Genomic DNA, 20,626 nt, shown 5'->3' with positions numbered 1-20,626 from the left:
CTCCTTGACTCACGGCCATGGCCTGCAACTGCACGCGGTGCACCGCACGCCTCTGGCCGAACTGGCGGCGCATGCACGGGTGCAGCCCGATGCGGCCAAAGTCGCGTTCATCGACATCGGCTCCACCCACAGGCGGGTATTCGGCTGGACCAAGCAGGGAGCGGAGGTGGGTTTCGCTCCGCCGACGAGCGGGACCACTAGGCCGTTTCGTTTGGATCACCGGGAGGACCAGGCGACAAGGGGGCGGGCAAGACCACCACTGCATTCCTCCTTGCCCGCGCCGGGTGGCGGCTCCTCGCCAACGACCGCGTGTTCGTACGGCCCGAGGGCGGCCACGACACAGCCGCCAACGCGGCCCTGCAAGACGGCCGCCCAGATCCTCGCGTGACACCGCCCTTCCCAGCTTGCTCGGGAAGGCCCCATGATTAGGCCCTCGCCCTGCGGCGAGGGTCTGTGTCCCGGCATCTACGCACCTGCGTCAAAGACCACAAAGGCCCTTTGCGAGCGAGCCCGGCGCGGGAGGGCCGGGCCGGCACGGGGCTTCGGAGGGCTCGGAACGCGGCGGTCTCGTCATCGCGCCGCCGCGTTCCGTCGTCCGGAACCGGGTCTGCTGCCGCCCTACTTACCGGCGACGGGGGTCGTCCGCGCGTAGAGCGCCTCACGCAGGGTCGCCGTGGTCTGGGCGACCGCCGCCTTGTTGGCCTGCGTGTCGCGCAGCGCGTCCAGCATCATGAAGTCGTGGGTGACTCCGCTGTAGTACGACGAGGTCACCTGCACTCCCGCCGACCTGAGCTTCGCGGCATAGGAGTTGCCGGAGTCCAACAGCACGTCGGAGTCGGTGATAACCAAGGCCGGCGGCAGGCCGCGCAGTTGCCCGACGGTCGCCTTCAGCGGCGAGGCCAGCGGGTTGGCGCGGTCGGCGACCTTTGGAGCGTAGGCGTTCCAGAACCACTTCATGGCGGGCCGGGCAAGCCAGCAGTTCTCCGCGTAGCGGCGGTACGACGCCGTGTCGAAGTTGGCGTCGGTGACCGGGTAGAGCATGATCTGCTGGCGGAAGTGCGGGCCACCGCGCTGCTTGGCCATGATCGTGACCGCGGCGGTCATGTCGCCACCGACCGAGTCACCGGCAACAGCCAGCCGGCTGGAGTCCAGGCTGATCTCGGCGCCGTGGGCGCCGACCCACTTGGCGACGGCGTACGCCTGCTCGATCGGAACCGGGAACTGGGCCTCCGGAGAAGGCGTGTAGTCCACGAAGACGACCTCGGCGCGGGCGCCATGTGCGAGTTCACGGACGAGGCGCTCGTGGGTCTTGAAGTTGCCGAGAACCCAGCCGCCGCCGTGGATGTAGACGATGCCGGGAAGCCTCCCTTTGACGCCCGCGGGGCGCACGATATGCACGTTGACCGGCCCCGTGGGGCCGCCCGGCACGGTGCGCTCGGTGATCTGCGCGGGCAGCATCGGGACGGGGCCCGCCTGGAGCTTGTTCAGCACGCCACGGGCGGCCGGGTACGACAGGTCGTACAGCGGCTTGCCGTCGGCGGCCGCGAGCTGGTCCAGGAAGTCCTGGTCGATCTTCTCCAGTTTCTGCGGCGGCTTGCCGCACGGCACGTACTTGGCGTCCGCGGTCACCGCCGCCATACCCTGGGTGGTACCCGGGGTGGCTCCATCACGGCTTGTGCCGCAGGCGCTCATCGTGGTCGCCGTCGCGGTCAGCAATGCTGCCACGGCGAGGTGGCGCAGGCGGCGGGCCCTGGGCACGGTGCGAATTGCTCCCACGTCTGTTGCTCTCATGTCTGCGGATTCCCTACGTGACGGAGTCGACCCCTCAGTAATCGTGGCTGGTCCGTATGACGTACACCATCAGGGTTAGGCCAGACGGGACACCAGTGGTCGACGCTCGAAGTCCTTCGGGGGTTGATCGATCACGCAGCGGGACGGGCGGAGGATTCTTCCTGCCGACGGATTGGGTGTCGGTCGATCCGGACCAGCAGTTCGTCCAGGTCGGAGGTGGTGAACCTCCACTGGAACGGCTGTGCCGTGGCGTTGTAGCGGTCTTCGAATGCTCGGAGCCGATCCCGGACCTCGCTGAGGTCCGGGAAGTCATTGGGCGAGACGACCTTGCGTTGGACGATCGAGAAGAAGATCTCGATCTGGTTCGTCCAGGAAGCGTGCACGGGGGTTGTGGACCATGGCAGCGTTCGGAAACGCCCTGGTGAGGCGATCTGTGGCCTTCATCCCTCGGTGGGAAGAGCCGTTGTCGACGATCCAGAAGACGCGTCTGGCACTGGCGTAGGGCTCGGTGGTCATGACCTGGGTGACCAGGTTCATGAAGGGCACGATGCCGGTCTTAGGTTCGCAGCGGCCGAAGACACGGGCGCGATGGACGTCGTAGGCGGCCAGGTAGGCCAACGCGCCGCCGCGGTCGTATTCGTGGTTGACGCGCATCGCCCGGGTCTGCCCGGGTGCCAGGGTCGGGTGGCAGCGGCAACGCGCCTGGATGGAAGTCTTCTCGTCCGCGGAGATCACGTACTCGTCCTCGCCCAGCGGGGCGCCGTCGAAGGTGCGGGCGTACAGGTCCAGCACGCGCGCGGCCTTGGGCCGGAAGGCGGGGTCGCGCACAAAGATCCAGGACTGGTAATGCCAGGGCTTGAGCGCGTCCTGCTTGAGCCAGCGCCGCACGGTGGAAGGCGAGATCGACCCGGCGGTCGACCGGTCGACCGCCTCCCGGGCCAGTTCCGGACACGACCAGCGCGACAGCGGGGTGCCGGTCTCGGCAGGTAACTGGCAGGCCAGCGCCTTAACTTCGGCGACCTGCAACGCGGTGAACGAGGCTGGCCGACCGGACCGCTTGCGGTCGGCGAGGGCGGGAAGGCCGCCGTCGGCGAAACGGCCCCGCCATGTACGCACGGTGTCCAGGTGCAGCCCCGTCTCGCGGACGATGCGCGCGTTGGAGCGTCCGCGTGCCGCGTGCAACACGACCTGCGCGCGCATGCGCAGTTGGTGGGGTGTCTTGTGGCCCCAGGCTACCTTCTTCAGCCGTCTACGCTCGGCGGCGGTCAGGACTATCGGACAGGCCGTGGCAGCGGGCATGGAAGAGCAGACCGATCGGGAGAAACGGAGCGCGACGAGCCGCAACCTGCCGCACCGTTGTCCCGTGTACCGAACGTTGAGCGGTGTGTCAGCGACAGCTCAACACTTCTCGGGCCAGTGCTGGTCACAGCCCCGCCCACCGCTCAAGGTTCCCTACGTTCTTCCACGGGACTGGGCGAGCCCTTCGTATGGTTGGCCCACCCAGGGGCGTCGGGTGTGGCTTTCAAGGTTCTGCCGCTTGTGGCTTCCATCGATTGGCCGCCCGACGCCCCACGACGACTCGGCTGCCAATTAGGAATTGCGAATGATCGCTCGGTAGGGAATCGACAGCGAGGTCGTCCGTCGGGAGGTATCAGCACACCGCATCGCACGGAGGCACCATGGCCACGATCTGGGCCGGCATCGACGCAGGCAAGACCCACCACCACTGCGTCGCGATCGACGAGAACGGCGTTCCGTGCGAGGGGCCGTACAGGAGTCTTGAGTTCGTCGTCACGTTTTTGTGGAGGAGGTGAAAGTAGCCCGGTTTCAGACCTGTTGCTGAACCGCCTTCGTTTCTTCACAGGTCTGGATTGGTGGCAAAGTGGTCAGAGGCGGCGTATCCGTGCGGCTATTCCGCGTCCGGTCAGCAGATAGATCACGGCCGGCAGGCCGTAATTGAGGAGAACGCGAACGCCGTCTGTGTCCATGGTGAAGATGTCCTGTGACCACCAGGCCAGCATGTCCGCCATGCCTTCCACGAACTCGACGAAGACGTTCGCCTGGTTGGCTTCGAGCAGGTAGAGCAGGATCCATAGGCCCAGGAACACGGCGGCGATGTCGGCGATGGTGTGGATGACCAGGGCTGTGCGCCTTGTGGTGGAGCCGTCCCGGTTACGGTCGCGCCGGTGGTTGCTGCCCTGGCTGTGGTCGTATGGCTGATTTCCCGGCATGGGGTTGGTGTTATTCACTGGAGTCCGATCGGATGTGGACACCGCCTTGGCGGTAAGAGCGAGAGGCCGCAGTCAGAGTGGATTTCTTCGCGAGAGACACCCCTACTGTGGCCGCATACGGGTCGCTGCACACACGCCCGCATTCAGCTCTGCGTCAGAAGGGTGCCGTTGCGTTACCCGGCGAGCGCAATACATCCGATATGGGCGCCCACAGTAATTCTGTCAGTCGCTCGACCTGCCGGTGTGACATTTGAACAGCCGACGGCGCAGAACCGAGTGTGCCGACTTGATCGTCGGCACCCAACGGATCCGAGGTCCCCCCGTACGGCAGGATCCGCGCCTGACGTGGGCGGGGATGGAGCCCCCCGCCCAGCCCCGCCCGCGTCCGGCATCTACGTCTCGGCGTCGGTGTGACCCGCACGTTGCTGCCCTGCTCACCGCATACGGCGCGACTCCCTTGAAGAGCTCGGCGTGGCACGGGTTTAGGGAACGGAGGAGATGTGGACGTGAACATACGAGTGAACGCCGGGGCAGCTGGCGGCGTTCAGGCGGCGTTCAGGGAGGACCAGGTGGGAGTGCCGGACCAGATGGCCACGGCAGGCCGGATGCCCACGGTGGATCCAATGCCCGCTGCAGACCGCCGTGTCCGCCCCGGTAGCGATGGCGAGCACGAGCTCCAGGAGCGTATGGGCACCACCGCACGCGCCGACAAGTTCTACGACGAGCAGGTCCTGGACCGGCTCAACACCAGGATGCGGGACTTCGTGGCGCGCCAGGAGATGTGCTTCCTGGCCACCTCCGACCGGCACGGTCAGTGCGACAGCACCTTCCGGGCCGGTCCGCCCGGCTTCCTCCAGGTCCTCGACGACAGGACGCTGGTCTACCCCGAGTACCGGGGCAACGGCGTGCTCGCCAGCCTCGGCAACATCGAGGAAAACCCCCACGTCGGTATCCTGATGATCGACTTCCTGCAGGACCGAATCGGCCTGCACATCAACGGGCGGGCCCGGATCGTTTCCGACGAGGAGATGCGCCGCGCCCAGCCCGAGCTGCCGGTCGACCCCGTGCCCGGGCGCCGAGCCCAACTGTGGGTCGAGATCACCGTTGAGGAGGCGTACATCCACTGCGCCAAGCACATTCCGCACCTGCGGAAGGCGTCGGCAGAGCAGGACCAGGGGCAGGCGCCGGGCACGGACGGCTTCAAGCGCAAGGGCGGGGACTTCTTCGGCGCGGCGGCCGAGGCCCCGGACCGCCGTCCGTACCAGCCGCGGCGGCGCAAGCGTTACGTTCCGTCATGGGCGAAGGCGGGAGAACCGACGCGTGCCGCTGTATGGCAGCGCTCGGTCGAGCGGTTGCTGGCGATGGTGGCGCGGCGGAACGCCGACGCGGAGGAGGAGGGCGAAAAGCCCTTCCGAGGCTGGTTCTGCTAGCCAAAGCCTGTTGCTGGACGCTGGTGCAGCGAGTGCAGGCGGAGACACTCCGCGAGCGCCGGACAGCATGTGACATTCCGGGCGGCGGAAGGGGCGCAGAGGCCCCAAAAGGTAGCGTCAGGTTCGTTTTCCGCGGTCGGTGCATCGCCGAGATGTGGCTGCTTGGTCCCGGGAGCACCGCGATCGTGCCTGCAGAGCCGCGCCGCATCAGGTCAGAGTTGGCCGCCAACGATTTGAGAGACGTGCTCCTGCGGGATGCCCAGCATCCGGCTCGCGTCCCGCTGGCTCAGACCGAGCTGCGTGACGAGAACATGGACGGCTTCGGCCAATGCTTGCTGCTCTGCGGCGATGGCCGACATCAGTTCGGCGCGAGCCTGTCGGACGCGCTGCAATGGGCCTGCTGCCTCCGGGATGACCAGATCCACACGGATGTCATCAGCCGGCACCTGGAGCGCCCCTGCAATGATGTCGCGGGCGCGAGCTTCGGCCTCCCCCAGAGTGCGCCCCTGGCTGTAGAGAGCCAGTTCAGGAATGTCGACGTTCCACCACCGCCCAGCCTGGCGCAGGTGGGCTTCGTAACGCCTGTTCACGGAATTCGACCCTTCCCATCTTGCTCGCACCAGCACCCTAGTCCCCGCTTGAGGGCGATCGAGACCCGACGGGTTCCCGTAAGCGGGCTCTGACCGACCCGTTGCCCCGTCCGGCACCGGTGCTGCTTGTTCAACCGCGACTGTGAAGGCAGACCCGGGATGGCAGGTCGACGTTGCCGCGACGTCTCGTAGAGCTGTGAGCTCCCTGGCTCGCCTACCTGGCTTCGTACATCTCTATGAACGGCGTGTCTCGACGCCTTCCGGAGGCAGTCGGTGATCAACCGGCTCGTGAATGTTGAGGGGAAATGACGGCACTGTCGTGGCTGCGAATGGCGGACGGGAGATCTTACGAAGACTCCAAGCTACTCATCTCGACCACGACAGCCGAGGAGATACTCGATTCCTCGCTCGTTTCTGCCGAAGGTTCTCCAGCGTAGGACAGCTGGCTCTGGGCACGGCTATTCGGCAGGAACGTCCGTCCTGCGGAAAAGGCAGTCAACCTCTACGTCGACATCGACCAGGCGCCTCAGAGCCGGAGCTCCATGAACGCGCACGAACTCCAGACCGTAAAACTGCTTTTTGTGTTCGAGCTCGAACGACGGAGACAAGTACCCCTCGTTCTCGATGGACCACTTTCCCCTGCCGGTCACCCGCACTGGCTCGGATCTGCCAAGCGGGATCTCGACCGGGAAGTCCGCGAAACGGAACGTGCCGTCCTTGCCCACGTCCAGCGTCGACCCGCAGTCACCCTTCCAGTGCCCGATGACCCGTTGCGGGCGGAAAGGCCCCGAATCATCTTCATCAAAATCGCCACAGGCCGAGACCAGGCACAGCACCGCGGCGTTGGCCACCAGCATGGTCGTGAAACGACCCCTCATTGACTACCCGGCTTTCCTGGTCTCGGTACATGCTGCAAGCGTTCCGCCGCCGCAGCGGTTGGGCTGCGGCGGCGGACAGCGGCGTACGGGCAAGGATGTCGCTACATCTGCGGCATGACCAGGACCTTTCGCCAAGGGCATACCGAGCCGCCCTGGCAACAGAACCGGTGCCTCCCGAACTCAAACCCATCGACAAGTGACGTCACTACTGCTCGATAAAGCCACCTACCGCACGCTCAGTCCGCCGAGCGCAGGATCTGCGCGACGATCGGGCCCGCCGAAAATCCGCCGTGCCCGCCCGCGGGGACGACCGCTGCCGCGGCCAGGTCGTTCCGGTAGGCGGTGAACCAGCCGTTGGGCTTCTTCTGCCCGTCGACCTCCGCCGATCCGGTCTCCGCACCGATCTCCCCGTCGAGCCCCGCCATCGCCTCGGCCGCGGTGCCCGAGGTCGCGGTCAGCCGCATCAGGGACCGCAGCTGCTTCGCGGTGTCCGCGGACAGCGGGCGGGACGACTCGGCGAGCTGCCGGTTGTCGACCGACGGGTCGACGATGTACGGCTGGTGGAAGGCCCCCGAACGGACGGTGGCCGCCACCGACGCCATGGTGAGCGGGTTCATCCGAACTCCGCCCTGGCCGATCAGCGAGGCAGCCTTCGGGGCGCCGGTCTGCGTCGGCACCGCACCGTCGAAACTCGGCACTCCGGCGCCCCAGCAGGTCAACCCGATCCCGAAGACGTCCCGCGCCTCCTTGGTCAGCTCGTCGTCGTCGAGCTTCTCGGCCTGGCTGATGAAGGCGGTATTGCAGGAGCGGGCGAAGCCTTGCTCGAAGGTGCCGTTCTTGATCTCGAACTTGTCGTCGTTCTGGAACTTCCAGCCGCCGTATGTCACGTACTTGGGGCAGGGTGCGGCTCGCCGTAGGCCGCGAGACCCTTGTCGATCAGCAGCGCCGCCGAGATGACCTTCATCGTGGAGCCGGGGGCGAAGGAGCCTTGGAAGGCCATGTTGAATCCGTCGGCAGGGGAGTTGGCGGCAGCGAGGATCTCGCCCGTGGCGGGGTCGAGCACGACCGCCGCGGCTTTCGCGCGCTTGCCCACCGCCTCCTCGGTGACCGCCTGGAGGTTTGAGTCGAGTGTCGTACGGAGCGTGCCGGGCGTGCCTTTGGAGAGCACCTTGAGGGTCTCGTCAAGGCGCTCGGGGTCCTTGCCGTCGACTGGCGTACCCGAGCCCGAATCGGCGTCGGTCTTGTTGGCGCGCGCGATCCACAGCTCCACGCCCGCTGCGCCGCCGGCCTTGTCCCCGTACCGCTCGCGCAGGCTGGAGAACACGTCGCGCAGCGCCGGGTGTTCCTTCTCGGTCAGCGCGGCACCGTTGCGGTCTACGGCCTTGATGGGCGGTGCTTCCGGCCTGGCGATATCCGATCGCACCCCGTCGTGGGATTCCACGTGGCCTCTGTCCATTCGATCGAACTGCGATCACCCATTGCTGCCCCTCCTGCCGTGAGGCGAAAGCCTCAGCTCGCGGTCAGTGTGCGCCTCGGCCGGTCTGTGTAACGAGCGGCGTACCGAACTGGCACGCGATCCACTCATCATCCGCGTCGAACACATGTTCCGCATAGGGGGTGCGCTGGCACATACCTCCAGAGAGCGAGCGAGTCGGAATCCCGCAGCGCAATCCTGCCCCCTGAGGCCCATCCGCCACCCCGCTTCAGTAGCTGACACAGCGTCAGGAAAGTCAGCATTGGGTCAGCATCGATCCTGCCAGACCCGCTTTCACTCCCCCACACCTGCGCATGATCGAAGGGGCGCCAAAAGTCCTCCTGACCTGCATGTTTGCCGTGCCGCCTGGAGAGATCGCAGGGTCCTTCCTCCAAGGGCACGCAGGTGTAATTCATGTCCCCGCAATTCCTGGGTCGACCTCGGCTTCCCCCTGGGGAGGGAGGCGGATGGTCCGCCCGGACGATGCCGGGGCCATCCTGCTACGGGCATCGTGGTCCGCATGGCAACCACCACTCAGTACATCTCCTACCGGAACGCCAACTCCTGGTGGGCTACGGCAGGCTCCTACGGCGCCACCGCCTGGGGTCTGGCGTTCGCCCTGGTCCACCTGTACTGGCTGCTCGGCGGCCGGACCGGCCTCCCGGGCGGGCTGTCGCTGGGCGACAACTTGCCGCTGCTGATCATCGACGTGGTCGCCATCCCGCTCTCCCTGGTCGCCACCGTCCTGGCGCTGGCCCTGATCCGGCCGTGGGGCGCCCTGATCCCGCGTCGGCTCCTGCGGACGACCGCCTGGGGCACCACCGCCCTGCTGGTGGTGCACGCCCTACCCTCGGTGCTGGACTGGGCCGCCCTCGCGGTCGGCGCCCGGGCGGCCGACGAACTGACCGACCTTGAGCGCTTCGCCACCTTCCTGTACGAGCCGTGGTTCCTGGCGGGCGGTGTGCTGTTCGGCCTCGCTGCCCTCGGCACTCGGGCGCGGCGCTAATGCTGCGCCGGGAACTCCGTGGAGGAGTATCGATCAGGCGGCCTTGAGCGGGGTGCCGTCGTAGGTCCAGCGGAAGGGTTTCGCGGTTTCGTTGCGGTTGATGATGCAGCTGTCCAGCTTGTCGATGAGGTCCTGGCGGCTGGCGAAGTCGCCGTGCCGCAGGACGCTGCGGGTCAGGGCGGAGAAGACCAGTTCCCCCTGGTTGAGCCACGAGGCGTGGGGCGGGGTGAAGCGTCCAGCGTGGGTGGGCCTCGAACCACGCCTTGGTGTGCTTGGCGGTGTGGGAAGAGCCGTTGTCCAGGACGCCGTGGATGTCGGTGCCGTCGGGGATGAGCGTGTCGATCCGGTCGAGGAAGCCGGTGAAGGTCACCGCGTTGTTGCGGGCGATCACCTCGGTGAAGACTTCGCCGGTGCTCACGTCGAGCGCGGCCATGAGGGATGCGGTGCCGTGGCGGATGTACTCGAACTCCTGGCGGGCCGCCTGGCCTGGGGTCCGGCACGACCTCCCACCTGCGCGACGCGGAAACGGCACGCCTGGTCGACCATCTGGTCGCGGAACTCGCCGGGGCCGGCGTCTCCCACGTATTCGGCGTCGGCGGCGCGAACATCGAGGACCTGTACGACGCCGTGCACCGCAGCGGCGCCGTCCGCGGCATCGTCGCCAAGCACGAGTCCTCCGCCGTCACCATGGCCGACGGGTACGCACGCACCACCGGGCGCCTCGGCGTCGTCGCCGCCACCTCGGGCGGTGGGGTGAATCTCGTACCGGGCCTGGCGGAGGCCCATGCCTCGCGGGTGCCGGTGCTGGCCCTGGTGGGTCAGCCGCCGACCGGCCAGGAAGGCCACGGGGCGTTCCAGGACTCCAGCGGCAAGGCGGGCTCCTTCGACGCCCGGGAGGTTTTCGCCCCCATCTCCCGGTTCTGCGCCCGGGTGGACGACGCGGACTCGCTCATGGAGTTGCTGCCCCAGGCAGTGGCGGCGGCTCGGGCGAATCCACGCGGGCCAGCCGTACTCTTGCTGCCCAAGGACGTGCAGCAGGCACGGATCCGGGTGCCCGGCCGCGGGGACCCCGGACGCCAAGGACGTCTTCGACAACCGCGATCCCCGCTTCGCAGGCGTGGCCGGGGTGATGGGCCACGACAACGTCGAAGACTGCCTGCGACGGGCCGACGTGTGCCTGCTGGTCGGTACCCGCCTGCCGCTGCTGGCACGCGGCAGCCTGGACCGGGCCCTGGCCGCGACCGATGTCCTCTGCATCGGTCCGGAACCGCCCTTCGTGGCAGGCACCGCGCTGGGCGGGGACCTGCGGGAGGCGCTGCTCGCGGTGACCGCCCGCCTGCCGGCCTTCCCCCGTCCCTTTCCCCGGCACGCCGGCCCTCGTCCCGCCCCCGCGCCGAGCCCGCCTCCCCATGCCCTCGGGCGGACCCTCCCCCACCGTCAGGCGGTGGGCGCGGTGGAGGCGGCTCTCCCCCAGGACGCACACGTCTTCGTGGACGCCGGCAACGCGGGGGCCAGCGCCGTCCACCTGCTGCCGGCACCGCGCCGCGGCCGCTTCGTGGTGGCCGTCGGCATGGGCGGCATGGGCTACACCTTCGGTGCCGGCATCGGTGCCGCGCTCGCCACCGGCCGACGCACCTACGTCCTCGCCGGGGACGGGGCCTTCTTCATGCACGGGATGGAAGTGCACACCGCCGTGGAGTACGCGGCACCAGTGACCTTCGTGATCTTCAACAACAACGCCCACGCCATGTGCGCGTTGCGCGAGGAGTTCTTCCAGGGCGGTGTCCGCACCGACGACTCGTTCGCCCGGACCGACCTCGCCGCCGGAGTGGCCGCCGCCTTCCCCTCCCTCGACGCCACGGGGGCCGGCGACGTGGCGCAGCTGCGCGCGGCACTGCTGCGCGGAAATGCGGGCAGCGGCCCCGCGTTCGTCGCGGTGGACTGCGACCCACGGGAGATCCCGCCGTTCCTCCCCTTCCCGGCCCGCACCGACAGCGCCGGCGTCACCACGCACCCCAACGACACGACGAAAAAGCAGACTTCGGATGAACGAGGAGTCGTCCAGATTGGCTGACATCCCCGGCCTGCTCCGGATCGAGAACGCCGGCAAGGAGGAACTGACCGCCCACTGCATGGAGCTCACCGACGCCGTCTACCCCCACCATCAGGTCTACGGGCAGTACTGCACCCTCCACGAGTACGTCGACTGCCCCCGGAGGCGGCCTACGACTACCTGCGCCAGGGGCACCACCTGGAGGAATGGACCTGCAGCCTGCGGGACTTCGCGCCCTCCGGCACACTGGGGCTGTGGGTCGGCCTCGACCGGCTGGAGGACGACACCAGGATCTACTGCGAGGTGGTCGCCAACCCCGACGCCATGACCGTGGACTACCACTGCTCCTGGGACCAGGGCGAGAAGCTGTGGATGATCTACCTGATGCGCGTCGTCCCGGCGCAGCTGGTGCTGGACAGGCCGGGTTCGGTGATCACATGGACCAATTGCCGGCACCCCTACTACGACGCCAACCCCATCCCGAGAGGGCGCCCCGCCCGGACCGGCCCTGGGTGGGCGACTACTGGGACCTCTTCTACGCGGGGCACACCGTGGAGATGCACAACCTCAAGGCGATCCTGGAACACCGCCACCGCAACGGCCTGCCGGTCAGCGCGGCGCCGTCGAGGGCGGCGGCGCGGTGACGACGGTCAGCCTCACCGACGTCGCGAGCTACCTCCCCGGCGAGCCGGTTCCCGCGGAGTTCTACACCGAGCATCCCGGGGCCGAGGACAAACTGCGCGACCACCCGATGTTCAGGGTCCCGCCATTACGGCACCACGTGGCTGCCGACGAGACCAACGCGGACATGGTCGAACGCGCCGTACAGCCTCTGATCGAACGACACGGCAGGGACGAGATCCGGGGCGTCGACGTGCTGTTGGTGCACAGCCAGTTGCCGGACCTGCCGTTCGTGGGCGCAGGCACCGAAGTGGCGCGCCGGCTGGGCCTGAACCCGGAGTGGCTCGTCGACGTGGCCAACGCGGGCTGCGCCTCCTTCGTGTACATGCTGAAACTGGCCCGGCAGATCCTCGCCACCACCGACGCGAGGAGCGCCCTGATCTGCAATGCCCAAAGCGCCGCGGGTCAGTGGTTCACCCAGTCCCAGGTGCGCCGGCTCGCCCAGGCCGCGATCCCGGGCGACGGATGCGGTGTGGGGTACGTGACGACGTCCTCCGACGCGCCGGTCCTCGACGTGGCGACCCGGCACATCGCCGAGTACGCCGGGGACATGACCGTAGCCCTCGACGACGGCCGCAAGTACTGGGAACCGGGAGAGTCCCAGCTGCGGATCGGGTTCACCGACGCCGGCGTCGCCAAGGTCCTGGCGCGCGGGAACCGCCTCGTCCCTGAAATGGTCGAGGACCTGTGCCGGCGGCTCGGCGTGGCAACCACCGACATCGACGCCCTCATCACCAACCAGCCCAACCGCACCTTTCTACGGAACTGGCGGGAAGCGCTGCAACTGCCGGCCGAACGCCACCTGCACACCTTCGACGAGTACGGAAACCTCTTCGGCGCGGCGATCCCGATCACCCTGGACCGCGCGATCAGCTTCCGACAGGTCGAGGACGGCGACCTGGTGGTTCTCGGAGGATTTGCCCACCCGGGCGACTTCGCCGGTGCCGTCGCCGTCCGCTGGCACAGTGGACGGACCTGAGCCGTGCACATCGCCGTACTGCACCGACTTGCCCTTGTCGAGAGCCGGTCCCCTACTGCCCTCGGCACGCCGCGAGGCAACGGGCCATCGACAGCCCACGGCTACCCGCAGCGCACTGTCGACGACCCCACCGAGGTCTCGCTGGCGCCGGATGGCAACACTTGGCGCCGCACGGAGTCCCCATCACCCAGGCGATCTCGTCGATGGGGCCGTGGCCGGATCCTCAGGCAGTGGTCGGCCACACTCCACATCTGGTGCTCAGTGCGTAGGCGTCTGATGTTGTTTCAGCTGGCGAACGGTACCTGCGCTGCCTGCTCCGGCCGGGGGTCGTGCGGGTGGTGCCACAGGCCCTGTGCGGCCAGCCGTGGCAGCACTCCCTCACCGAACCAGTACGCCTCCTCCAGGTGCGGATAGCCGGACAGCACGAACTCGTCGATGCCAAGGGCGTGGTACTCGCGGATCCGTTCGACGATCTCGTCGTGGCTGCCAACCAGCGCGGTGCCCGCGCCACCGCGCACGAGGCCGATGCCGGCCCAGAGGTTCGGGTGGATCTCCAGGCTCTCCCGGCTCCCCCTGTGCAAGGCGAGCATGCGCCGCTGTCCCTCCGACTCGCTGCGGGCCAGTCCGGCCTGTACAGATTGCACCGTCTGCGGGTCGAAGCCCGCCAGCAGGCGGTCCGCTTCGGCCCACGCCTGTTCGGAGGTGTCGCGGGTGATGACGTGCAGGCGGATACCGAAGCGGACGGTGCGGCCCTCCTGCGCGGCCAGCGCCCGGATCCAGGCGATCTTCTCTGCGACCTGGGCGGGCGGCTCACCCCAGGTGAGGTACACGTCGGCGTGCCGTGCGGCGACCTCCCCGGCCACGGGGGACGAGCCGCCGAAATACACCTCGGGCACCGGGTCGGGTACCCGGGCGAGCTTCGCCTCCTCGAGTTGGAGGTGCTCCCCCGCCAGGTCGACGGTCTTTCCGTTCCACAACTCGCGTACAGCGTCGAGGAATTCGCCGGTACGGCGGTAGCGGGCGTCCTTGTCGAGGAAGTCGCCGTAGGCGCGCTGCTCGTGGCCCTCGCCGCCCGTGACGACGTTGAGCAGGAGCCGACCTCCGGTCTGCCGCTGGAAGGTGGAGGCCATCTGCGCGGCCAGCGTGGGCGAGACGAAGCCGGGGCGGAAGGCGACCAGGAACTTCAGGCGCTCGCTGTGCTGGGAGACCATGGCCGTGGTCAGCCACGCGTCCTCGCACCAGGCGCCGGTGGGGGTGAGCGCACCAACGAACCCCAGCTCCTCGGCGGCGCGGGCGATCTGGCTCAGGTAGGCCACGGTCGGCGGCCGCTCCCGTCCGAACGCGGTGGCCGGGGTGCCGTGGCCGCCGCCGACGACATGGCGGCTGTCGCCGTTGGTCGGAAGGAACCAGTGGAAGGTGAGGGACATGTGAGGTCTCCGATCTGAATGTCTGCTGCCCACTGCCCGTCACAGCAGTCCGTGGCGCGGTGGCCGTGTGCCGCTGAGCACGTATCTGCCGATGTGCTGGATCTTCCAGCGGGCCGGGTCGTGCAGGGTGTGGGTGCGGGCGTCACGCCAGTAACGATGCAGGTTGAGGGAGTTGAGCGCGGAACGGGTGCCGGCCACCTCGAACAGGGCGCCGGTCACCTCGACCGCGACGTGAGCCGCGTGTGCCTTGGCGGCGGCCACGGCGATCGACGCCTCGGCCGCCGAGTCGTCGGTGAGGTCGGCGCGCGCCGCGTCCACCGTGCGGGCCGCCTCGCGCAGCAGCGCCTCGGACGCCCGCAGCTTGACGGCGAGTTCCCCGAACCGCTGGATCAGCAGCGGGTCCTCGGCAGCCGTCTCGGCCCCGCTTTCGAACCAGGGGCGGCTCTTGGTGCGGACGAACTCGGCGGCTTCGGCCAGGGCACCCCCGGCGATTCCCGCGTCGATGGCCGCGTGCAGCAACTGTGCGAGCGCACCGTGGAGTTGGGGTTGCTGGAAGGTGAGGTGATGAGGCAGGACACGGTCGGCCGGAACGGGCACGGCGTCGAGCCGCACGGTGCCGCTGGCCGTGGTGCGCTGCCCCATTCCGTCCCAGTCGTCGATCACGCTGAGGCCGGGGGCGTTTCGGGGGACGTAGGCCACGTGCAGGTTCTCGTCCTCGGCGCGGGCGAGGACCGGGATCCAGTCGGCGAACAGCGCACCGGTGGCGTAGTGCTTGACGCCGGTCAGGACGTAGGAGTGGTCGGAGCGTGGTTCGAGGCGGGTACGGATGTCCTGGACGTGTGTGGTGCCCGCCTCGGACTGGGCGTTGCCGAAGCGGCGTCCGGCGAGCACCTCGGCGAAGAAGAACCTCTGCTGCTTCTGGCGGCCCTGACGGCGTACCACGTTGACGTAGACGAAATGGCTCTGCGGGATCTGGGCGAGGCTTGCGTCGGCCGAGGCCAGCAGCCGGAAGATCTCGGCGAGGGTGAGCATGCTGACGTCTGCACCGCCGTGCTCGGCGGGGACGGTGACGGCGAGGAGCCCCGAGGCGGACAGTTTCTCCACCTCGGCCCGTGGGAGGTTGCGTTCGGCGTCGCGTGCGCAGGCTCCAGCGCGGAATTCCTCGGCCAGGGCGGCGGTGACGGCGAGGGCCTCGGTGTCGTCGGCGATCACGTGCGCGGACATGGTGCTCAGCCGGCCGCGGCCAGGACTGGGCTGTTACCCAGCGCCGTCGAAAACTGGTCGATCACCTGGGTGAGTGCCTGGGCAGCACTCGCCACGACGGCCACAGAGCCGTCGTCGCGCACGGTGATGTCCTTGTCGAGGGTGAACCAGCCCTGCACGATGTGGGCCGCGCCCATGGAGCTGAGGACCGGGCGGAGCGCGTAGTCGATGGCCAGGACATGGGCCGTCGACCCGCCGGTGGCCAGCGGCAGCACGGTTTTGTCTGTGAGGGCGTACTGCGGGAGCAGGTCGAGGAGTGCCTTGAGGACGCCGGAGTACGAGGCCTTGTAGACAGGGGTGGCGATGACGACGCCGTCCGCGCGGGCGAACAGTTCGGTGACCTCCACGATGGCGGGGTGCCGGAAGTCGGCGCCGAGCAGGGCCTGGGCCGGGATGGTGCGGACGTCCAGCGGGATCACCTCGTGGCCCTGTGCGACGAGCCGGTCGTCGAGGTGGCGCAGCAGCCGGTTGGTGCGGGAGGAGGCGGAAGGGCTGCCGGAGACGGACAGGACGGTGGTCATGGGTCCTCTTTCGGGGAGCGGGGGCGCCCGCGCATGGCGAGCGCCCCCGGGAAGGGTCAGGAGTACCAGGTGGGTTCGGGCAGTGCGCCTTCGAGGACCCAGCGGCCGACCTCACGGCGCTTGTAGGCAACGGGGTCGTGCAGGGTGTGGGTGCGGACATTGCGCCAGAAGCGGTCCAGGCCCTCGGCGGTGGTGGTGGATCGGGCGCCGGTCACCTCGAAGATGCGGCTGGTGATCTCCAGGGCGACCTCGGTGGCGCGGGCTTTGACGGCCGCCACGCGCACCTCGAACTCACCGCGGATCTGGTCGGTGACCGCGCCGGGGTCGTCGTGCAGATTCTGTCCCTCGGCGGCGACGGCGTCGGCGAGCGCCTCGGCTGCCCAGAGCTTCGCGGTGAGGTCACCGTAGGTGTCGATGACGTGGGGCTCGTCGACCGCGCGCTCGTGGCCGCCGTGCAGCCAAGGCCTGGTCTTGCTGCGGGTGTAGGTGGCCGCCGTCTCCAGCGCGCCGCCGGCGATGCCGAGGTAGAAGCTGACGAAGACGAGCTGGATGGTGGGCACGTTGAGGGTGTTGTAGGTGCGCGCCTGGAACTCCTTGTCGACATAGCCGGCCGCCGAGGACCACGGTGCGCGGACGCCGTCGATGGTGACGCTTCCGCTCTCGGTGAGCCGCTGGCCGATGTTGTCCCAGTCGTCGTGGAAGGTCAGGCCCTCGCTGTCGGAGGGCACGATCGCGAAGACATGATGGTCGGTGCCGTGCAGGACGCCTTCGAGGACGGTGACGTCGGAGACCTTGCTGCCGGTGGAGAAGGTCTTGCGGCCGGTGAAGACCAGGTCGTCGCCTTCCTCGGTGACGACGACGTCCTTGTCGCGCGGGTTGACGGCCCCGCCGAAGAACCAGCGGCTGCGCGCGGCCTCGGCCTCGATGTGCTCCCACTGTTCGCGGGTGCCGACCAGACGGGCGGCCCAGTTCCACAGGTAGTGGTAGCCGAGGAGCTGGCCGATGGAGCCATCGGCCTTGACGACCTCGCGTACGACGCGGTAGGCGGTGGTCCAGTCCTGGCCGGCGCCGCCGTGCTCGACGGGGCCGAGCAGGGTGACCAGGCCGGAGTCCTTCAGGAGCTGGACCTCGGCGTACGGGGTGGTGCCGGCGCGGTCGCGTGCGGCGGCGTCGGTGGCCAGGACCGCCGCGACCTCGGCGGCGCGTGCGATCCAGTCCTGAGCGGTCGCCGGGGCGGGGCGGGTCTGCCATTCGGTGGCCGTGGTGGTGCTCATACGGGTGACCTCCTTCGCGGGGCGGAGCAGTGTGGGAGAGGCAGGCGCGGGTCAGACAGGCGCGGGGGCGGAGTAGGGCTCGTCGTCGGAAAGCTGCGCTTCCAGTTCCCGTACAAGAGGCAGCACGCGCTTGCCGAAGTACGCGACCTCCTCGTGGTAGTGCAGAAAGCCGAGGAGAAGGAGGTCGACGCCGAGCCTGCGGTAGGCGACGATGCGCTCGGCGATCTGCTCGGGAGTGCCGATCAGTTGCGTGCGGAAGCCGTCGTTGTACTGGACCAGGTCCTCGAAGTTCGAGTCCTGCCACATGCCCTTGCCGTCGGCGGTGGACCGGCCCGCCTGCTTCACGGCCGCACCGAAGCCCTCGACGGCGTCGGAGTCGGCCTTGGCGACGATCTCCCGGAGGGTGTCGCGGGCCTCGGCCTCGGTGTCGCGGGCGATGAGGAAGCCGTTGAGGCCGAACCTGGGTGTCGTGCGGCCTGCTCGGTCTGCCGCGGCGCGTACGTCGTTGATCTGCTCGACGACTCCGCCGAAGTCCTTGCCGTTGGAGAAGTACCAGTCGGAGACCCGGCCGGCCATCTGCCGGGCGGCGGTGGAGTTGCCGCCCTGGAAGATCTCCGGGTGGGGGCGCCCAGGGGCGCTGAGCGGCTTGGGCTTGAGGGAGAAGTCACGCAGCCGGTAGAAGTCACCGGCGAGTTCGGTGTGGTCCTCGGTCCAGATCTGGCGCAGGGCGCGGATGAACTCCTCCGAGCGGCGGTAGCGCTCGTCGTGCTCCAGCCAGGGCTCGCCGAGGGCGGTGAACTCGTCCTTGAACCAGCCGCTGACGACGTTGACGGCGAAACGGCCGCCGGACAGGTGATCTGCGGTGGCGCCGAGTTTGGCCAAGACCCCCGGGTGCCACAGTCCGGGGTGGACGGCGGCGATGACCTTCAGGCGCTCGGTGGCCAGCAGCAGGGCAAGGCTGAAGCTGGTCGACTCGTGCTGGAATTCGGCACCGTAGCTGGCCATGTAACGGACCTGGCTGAGCGCGTACTCGAAGCCGTTGTTCTCAGCGAGGACGGCGAGTTCGCGGTTGTAGTCGTACCCCCAGTCGGTGCGCTGCTCGATCGTGCTGGTGACCAGTCCCCCGCTGACATTGGGGACCCAATAGGCGAATTTGATGGGCGCGGGCATGCGGAACTCCTGTTGCGGAATGCATGGTTGTTCAGGGACGCCAAATCCTGGGAAAGGGGCGGGCGCGCGGCAGCGCACGTTCAAATGGCGCGGTGAAAACGTGGCAGCGGCATGTGCGGCGCCAGCCGTGGCGTGACCAAGGGGCGGCAGATCGCGAGGATCAGGCCGCTGAGCAACAGGAGGCGCTGGAGACGCGCGCGAGGTCGACATGACGTCGCCGCGTGAGGTCCAGTCGCATCTTCATGCCGTCGATCGTGGCAGTGGCCGCTCGGGACAGTCAAGGGAAATCCGACCGGTTCCATATCGCGGACCACCGGATTTCACGAAGCTGTGACAGGGAAACCCTTGAACCGGTCCCGGGGCGTAGGAATTCTGCTGCCGTGCGGACAGAACAACTGGAATACATCGCCGCAGTGACGCGTCTCGGCTCGCTGCGCCGGGCCGCGGAGGAACTCCGCCTGTCCCAGCCGGCATTGAGCGAAACCGTCAGAAACCTGGAACGCGAACTGGGAGTCGATCTGCTGGAACGCAAACGCACCGGGGCGACGATGAGCGCGGAGGGCCGGGAGCTGCTGCCGCACATCGTCGGCGTACTGGAGGCGGTGGACCGGCTGCGGGCCGCGGCGGGCGAGCAGCACCGCATCAGCCGCATGGTGCGGGTGGGTACGGTCAACGCGGCCACCGTGCCGCTGCTCATCCCGGTGGTGCGCGCCTTCCGTGCCGCGCACCCCGTCACCCAGGTGGAGGTGGTCGCCGCGCAGCAGACGGACATACACCGGGCCCTGACCGAGGGCGGTTTCGACCTCGGCCTGGTGAACCACCTGGAGGGCGACGACGTGCCGCCCGCCCTGGAGTCGACACAACTGCTGCACGGGCAGCCGGTGGTGTGCCTGCGGCCCGACAGCCTGCTCGCATCCCGGGCCGCGGTGAGCGTGGACGACCTGCTGACCCAGCCCCTGATCGCCATGCGCTCCGGTTACGTCATGAACCGCTATGTGCACCGGCTCCTGAACGGCCGCACCCCGTCCCTGGCGTACTCCACCGACGGAGCGGAAATGGGCAAGCTGATGGTCGCGGAGGGACTCGGGGCCACTGTATTGCCGGACTTCAGCATCATCGGGGATCCGCTGGAACGACTCGGCGCCATCACCTACCGGCCACTGGCAGGCGCCCCGCCCCGGGTGCTGCTGATGCTGCAAGGACGCAGAGCCCAGTCCGTGCCGCAGGCGGCGCGTGACCTGCGGGAGACATTCGTGCGCCGGGCTGGCGAACTGGACGGGACGCTGAGCTCGTCGCCGAACCAGGAGGCTGATGCGGCGACCGGCTGAATGGCGGTGCCGTGGTGGTGCCATGGGAGTGCCGCAGGGCGACGTCTGCGGCGGCCGGCCAGGCGCTCAGGGCGTTCTCTCGACGGGTCCGCCGTGACGCCTCGGTCCAAGTGACATGGTCGAAAGCGGCCGCAACGGGGGTGCGCGAGCGGGGCGACCACGCCGAAACCCCGCGGTGCTCTGCACGGACACCAGGGACGGTTCGTCGGGTCGCGCAACCGCCAGGCGGAGTTGCGTGAGCGGCGCGGCCACGAGTGCCTGAGGGCGGCGGGGGGCCGGTCCCCAGCACAGGCAGAGGTCCGGCGACTCCTGGACGTTCTCCTTCCCCGCCCCAGACCCGACGATGACCCCACGATGACCCATCGCCCACGCACTGAACTGGTCCCACTGACGCAGACACCACCAAGCCACCGCCCGGCACTGCCACTACCGAAGAAGAACCAGCTCAGGCAACGATTCCTGACTGGATTACCAGTGCTGTCAGTGCCCGTTGATAACGTGCTTCGTCCAGTCGTGGAGTTCATGAAGGG

18 protein-coding genes and 4 pseudogenes are annotated in these 20,626 nt (G+C 68.5%); 8 read left to right on the top strand and 14 right to left on the bottom strand.

Annotated features, from left to right (window positions below; all coding sequences use genetic code 11):
• Positions 1 to 618: 618 nt before the first annotated feature.
• Positions 619 to 1,638 (bottom strand): alpha/beta hydrolase, encoded by a 1,020-nt coding sequence (locus tag IG62_RS0111710; protein WP_051797942.1) that lies wholly within the window; start codon positions 1,636 to 1,638, stop codon positions 619 to 621.
• Between the two features lie 462 nt (positions 1,639 to 2,100).
• Positions 2,101 to 2,991: an IS630 family transposase gene (locus IG62_RS41725; RefSeq protein WP_199812456.1), complete on the bottom strand. Its 891-nt coding sequence runs from the start codon at positions 2,989 to 2,991 to the stop codon at positions 2,101 to 2,103.
• 479 nt (positions 2,992 to 3,470) lie between these two features.
• Between IG62_RS41725 and IG62_RS48560 the strand changes: the two genes are divergently transcribed.
• Positions 3,471 to 3,605, top strand: a complete 135-nt coding sequence (locus IG62_RS48560; RefSeq protein WP_234326422.1) for an IS110 family transposase — start codon at positions 3,471 to 3,473, stop codon at positions 3,603 to 3,605.
• Between the two features lie 72 nt (positions 3,606 to 3,677).
• Here the strand turns inward: IG62_RS48560 and IG62_RS0111695 are convergent, their stop codons facing one another.
• Complete coding sequence (locus IG62_RS0111695) at positions 3,678 to 4,022, bottom strand: hypothetical protein (protein ID WP_030800706.1); 345 nt, start codon at positions 4,020 to 4,022, stop codon at positions 3,678 to 3,680.
• 686 nt (positions 4,023 to 4,708) lie between these two features.
• Here IG62_RS0111695 and IG62_RS0111690 point away from each other — a divergent pair.
• Positions 4,709 to 5,452: a pyridoxamine 5'-phosphate oxidase family protein gene (locus tag IG62_RS0111690; RefSeq protein ID WP_234326421.1), complete on the top strand. Its 744-nt coding sequence runs from the start codon at positions 4,709 to 4,711 to the stop codon at positions 5,450 to 5,452.
• Positions 5,453 to 5,664: 212 nt separating this feature from the next.
• Here IG62_RS0111690 and IG62_RS0111685 read toward each other — a convergent pair whose 3' ends face one another.
• The 4 genes and pseudogenes from IG62_RS0111685 to IG62_RS50075 all read right to left on the bottom strand — a co-directional run.
• Positions 5,665 to 6,042 (bottom strand): hypothetical protein, encoded by a 378-nt coding sequence (locus tag IG62_RS0111685; protein WP_030800702.1) that lies wholly within the window; start codon positions 6,040 to 6,042, stop codon positions 5,665 to 5,667.
• Positions 6,043 to 6,500: 458 nt separating this feature from the next.
• A complete protein-coding gene (locus tag IG62_RS0111680; protein WP_158795034.1) occupies positions 6,501 to 6,899 on the bottom strand; it encodes a hypothetical protein in 399 nt (132 codons plus the stop codon).
• 257 nt (positions 6,900 to 7,156) lie between these two features.
• A pseudogene (locus tag IG62_RS44535) lies at positions 7,157 to 8,364 on the bottom strand (penicillin-binding transpeptidase domain-containing protein); the annotation flags it as partial.
• A pseudogene (locus IG62_RS50075) lies at positions 8,346 to 8,399 on the bottom strand (hypothetical protein); the annotation flags it as partial. The pseudogenes IG62_RS44535 and IG62_RS50075, both read right to left, overlap by 19 nt.
• A gap of 515 nt (positions 8,400 to 8,914) precedes the next feature.
• Here IG62_RS50075 and IG62_RS0111670 point away from each other — a divergent pair.
• On the top strand, positions 8,915 to 9,400 hold the full coding sequence (locus IG62_RS0111670; RefSeq protein WP_037838185.1) for a DUF3995 domain-containing protein: 486 nt from the start codon (positions 8,915 to 8,917) through the stop codon (positions 9,398 to 9,400).
• Positions 9,401 to 9,698: 298 nt separating this feature from the next.
• Here the strand turns inward: IG62_RS0111670 and IG62_RS50070 are convergent.
• A pseudogene (locus IG62_RS50070) lies at positions 9,699 to 9,932 on the bottom strand (hypothetical protein); the annotation flags it as partial.
• Between IG62_RS50070 and IG62_RS48550 the strand changes: the two are divergent.
• The 4 genes and pseudogenes from IG62_RS48550 to IG62_RS0111655 form a co-directional block, all read left to right on the top strand.
• Positions 9,839 to 10,201: pseudogene (locus tag IG62_RS48550) on the top strand (thiamine pyrophosphate-binding protein); the annotation flags it as partial. The pseudogenes IG62_RS50070 and IG62_RS48550 sit on opposite strands and share 94 nt — an antisense overlap.
• Positions 10,185 to 11,474, top strand: coding sequence for a thiamine pyrophosphate-dependent enzyme (locus IG62_RS41715; RefSeq protein WP_324604618.1), 1,290 nt, complete (start codon positions 10,185 to 10,187; stop codon positions 11,472 to 11,474). The pseudogene IG62_RS48550 and the gene IG62_RS41715, both read left to right, overlap by 17 nt.
• Before the next feature lie 416 nt (positions 11,475 to 11,890).
• Positions 11,891 to 12,097 carry a hypothetical protein gene (locus IG62_RS48545; RefSeq protein WP_234326417.1) on the top strand — a complete coding sequence of 69 codons (207 nt, stop codon included), beginning with the start codon at positions 11,891 to 11,893 and terminating at the stop codon, positions 12,095 to 12,097.
• Positions 12,094 to 13,113: a 3-oxoacyl-ACP synthase III family protein gene (locus tag IG62_RS0111655; RefSeq protein ID WP_030800697.1), complete on the top strand. Its 1,020-nt coding sequence runs from the start codon at positions 12,094 to 12,096 to the stop codon at positions 13,111 to 13,113. The genes IG62_RS48545 and IG62_RS0111655 overlap by 4 nt, the downstream gene beginning before the upstream one ends.
• 284 nt (positions 13,114 to 13,397) lie before the next feature.
• Here the strand turns inward: IG62_RS0111655 and IG62_RS0111650 are convergent, their stop codons facing one another.
• The 6 genes from IG62_RS0111650 to IG62_RS50065 form a co-directional block, all read right to left on the bottom strand.
• Positions 13,398 to 14,540 (bottom strand): LLM class flavin-dependent oxidoreductase, encoded by a 1,143-nt coding sequence (locus tag IG62_RS0111650; RefSeq protein ID WP_030800695.1) that lies wholly within the window; start codon positions 14,538 to 14,540, stop codon positions 13,398 to 13,400.
• 39 nt (positions 14,541 to 14,579) lie between these two features.
• Positions 14,580 to 15,764, bottom strand: coding sequence for an SfnB family sulfur acquisition oxidoreductase (locus IG62_RS0111645; protein WP_030800692.1), 1,185 nt, complete (start codon positions 15,762 to 15,764; stop codon positions 14,580 to 14,582).
• Positions 15,765 to 15,769: 5 nt separating this feature from the next.
• A complete protein-coding gene (ssuE, locus tag IG62_RS0111640) occupies positions 15,770 to 16,324 on the bottom strand; it encodes an NADPH-dependent FMN reductase (protein ID WP_030800690.1) in 555 nt (184 codons plus the stop codon).
• A 56-nt stretch (positions 16,325 to 16,380) separates the two neighbouring features.
• Positions 16,381 to 17,598 (bottom strand): acyl-CoA dehydrogenase family protein, encoded by a 1,218-nt coding sequence (locus IG62_RS0111635; protein WP_030800688.1) that lies wholly within the window; start codon positions 17,596 to 17,598, stop codon positions 16,381 to 16,383.
• Between the two features lie 51 nt (positions 17,599 to 17,649).
• Positions 17,650 to 18,768 (bottom strand): dimethylsulfone monooxygenase SfnG, encoded by a 1,119-nt coding sequence (gene sfnG, locus IG62_RS0111630; protein WP_030800685.1) that lies wholly within the window; start codon positions 18,766 to 18,768, stop codon positions 17,650 to 17,652.
• A gap of 160 nt (positions 18,769 to 18,928) precedes the next feature.
• The gene (locus IG62_RS50065; RefSeq protein WP_353962189.1) at positions 18,929 to 19,006 is read right to left on the bottom strand and encodes a putative leader peptide; all 78 of its coding nucleotides are present in this window, start codon (positions 19,004 to 19,006) and stop codon (positions 18,929 to 18,931) included.
• 142 nt (positions 19,007 to 19,148) lie between these two features.
• Between IG62_RS50065 and IG62_RS0111625 the strand changes: the two genes are divergently transcribed.
• Complete coding sequence (locus IG62_RS0111625) at positions 19,149 to 20,096, top strand: LysR family transcriptional regulator (protein ID WP_030800683.1); 948 nt, start codon at positions 19,149 to 19,151, stop codon at positions 20,094 to 20,096.
• The last annotated feature ends 530 nt before the right edge of the window (positions 20,097 to 20,626 follow it).

Source organism: Streptomyces sp. NRRL S-337 (assembly GCF_000720175.1).
GTDB lineage: Bacteria > Actinomycetota > Actinomycetes > Streptomycetales > Streptomycetaceae > Streptomyces > Streptomyces siderophoricus.
Note: the sequence above shows the minus strand (reverse complement) of the source record. Positions and strands in the feature narration are given on the sequence as shown.

Coding starts and splice junctions, on each gene's coding strand:
- IG62_RS0111710 (WP_051797942.1), bottom strand. CDS start 1,638: ATGGCGGCGGTGACCGCGGACGCCAAGTACGTGCCGTGCGGCAAGCCG.
- IG62_RS41725 (WP_199812456.1), bottom strand. CDS start 2,991: ATGCGCGCGCAGGTCGTGTTGCACGCGGCACGCGGACGCTCCAACGCG.
- IG62_RS48560 (WP_234326422.1), top strand. CDS start 3,471: ATGGCCACGATCTGGGCCGGCATCGACGCAGGCAAGACCCACCACCAC.
- IG62_RS0111695 (WP_030800706.1), bottom strand. CDS start 4,022: ATGCCGGGAAATCAGCCATACGACCACAGCCAGGGCAGCAACCACCGG.
- IG62_RS0111690 (WP_234326421.1), top strand. CDS start 4,709: ATGGGCACCACCGCACGCGCCGACAAGTTCTACGACGAGCAGGTCCTG.
- IG62_RS0111680 (WP_158795034.1), bottom strand. CDS start 6,899: ATGCTGGTGGCCAACGCCGCGGTGCTGTGCCTGGTCTCGGCCTGTGGC.
- IG62_RS0111670 (WP_037838185.1), top strand. CDS start 8,915: ATGGCAACCACCACTCAGTACATCTCCTACCGGAACGCCAACTCCTGG.
- IG62_RS41715 (WP_324604618.1), top strand. CDS start 10,185: ATGCCTCGCGGGTGCCGGTGCTGGCCCTGGTGGGTCAGCCGCCGACCG.
- IG62_RS48545 (WP_234326417.1), top strand. CDS start 11,891: ATGGACCAATTGCCGGCACCCCTACTACGACGCCAACCCCATCCCGAG.
- IG62_RS0111650 (WP_030800695.1), bottom strand. CDS start 14,540: ATGTCCCTCACCTTCCACTGGTTCCTTCCGACCAACGGCGACAGCCGC.
- IG62_RS0111645 (WP_030800692.1), bottom strand. CDS start 15,764: ATGTCCGCGCACGTGATCGCCGACGACACCGAGGCCCTCGCCGTCACC.
- ssuE (WP_030800690.1), bottom strand. CDS start 16,324: ATGACCACCGTCCTGTCCGTCTCCGGCAGCCCTTCCGCCTCCTCCCGC.
- IG62_RS0111635 (WP_030800688.1), bottom strand. CDS start 17,598: ATGAGCACCACCACGGCCACCGAATGGCAGACCCGCCCCGCCCCGGCG.
- sfnG (WP_030800685.1), bottom strand. CDS start 18,768: ATGCCCGCGCCCATCAAATTCGCCTATTGGGTCCCCAATGTCAGCGGG.
- IG62_RS50065 (WP_353962189.1), bottom strand. CDS start 19,006: ATGCGACTGGACCTCACGCGGCGACGTCATGTCGACCTCGCGCGCGTC.